This is a genomic window from Methylocystis suflitae (assembly GCF_024448135.1).
Lineage (GTDB): Bacteria > Pseudomonadota > Alphaproteobacteria > Rhizobiales > Beijerinckiaceae > Methylocystis > Methylocystis suflitae.
Map to the genome: position 1 here is coordinate 1 of NZ_JAMRYX010000075.1, position 1,128 is coordinate 1,128.

Below are 1,128 nucleotides of genomic sequence, written 5' to 3' on the forward strand. Positions count from 1 at the left end.
CCTCTGGCAAGTCCTCCGGCAAGCCCCCCAGCAAGCAGCGCGTCGCTGCGCCTGCGCCTGCGCCCCGCGAAGGCGCCTTCGAAGGCGATCGCATCGCCAAGGTTATGGCGCGCGCCGGAGTCTGTTCGCGCCGCGACGCGGAGCGCTGGATCGCCGAAGGCCGCGTCGCCGTCAACGGCCGCGTACAAACGAGTCCCGCCTTCAATGTCAGCGACAGCGACAAGATCACGATCGACGGCGCGCCAATGCAGGCGCGCGAGCGCACGCGACTCTTTCTGTTCCACAAGCCCGCCGGCTATGTCACCACCGCGCGCGACGAAGAAGGCCGCGCCACGGTGTTCTCTTATCTTGAGGAACGCCATCCGGACTTGCCGCGGCTCGTCAGCGTCGGCCGGCTCGACATCAACACCGAAGGGCTGCTGCTGCTCACCAATGACGGCGGCCTCGCGCGCACGCTCGAATTGCCCGCGACCGGCTGGACGCGGCGCTATCGCGTGCGGGCGCATGGCGCGATAGATCAGGCGCAGCTCGATTCATTGGCCGACGGCGTGACGATCGACGGCGTCCATTATGCGCCGATCGAGGCGCGGCTCGAACGCGAACAAGGCGCCAACGTCTGGATCGCGATGAACCTCACCGAAGGCAAGAATCGCGAGATCAAGCGCGTCATGGCGCATCTCGGGCTCGACGTGACGCGGCTCATTCGCGTGTCATATGGGCCCTTCCAGCTCGGCGATCTCGCGGAAGGCGCTGTCGAAGAAGTGCGATTGAAAACCCTGCGCGAGCAATTGGGCAAATCGCTCGCCGAACTTGCGGGCGTCGATTTCGCCGCGCCGCTGCGCGAGAAGGCGCCGTCGGAGCAGCAGGAGATTCGCGAGCGCGCCGAGAAGCGTCCGCGCAAGCATATCTCCACGCTGCGCAAAGAGCAGGACGAGCGACGCGACGCCGGACCGCGGGCCCGCGTGACGCGCGGCGCTGTCGCCGATCGCAAGGGCCGCGCCGTCGCCGTCGAACGGGTGACTCCAACGAGGCGGCGCGACGAGGCGGCGGCGCCTTCGCGCAACGCCCGGCGCTTCGATGCGATGCGCGCCGATGGCGCGCCGCAACAGGCGCGATCCGAACGCCCCT

The 1,128-nt window shown here is 68.4% G+C and carries 1 protein-coding gene; it reads left to right on the top strand.

What is annotated here, in order from left to right; genetic code table 11:
* The coding region (locus NEI07_RS06200) for a pseudouridine synthase (protein ID WP_256033422.1) at positions 1–1,128 on the top strand (1,128 nt) is incomplete at both ends.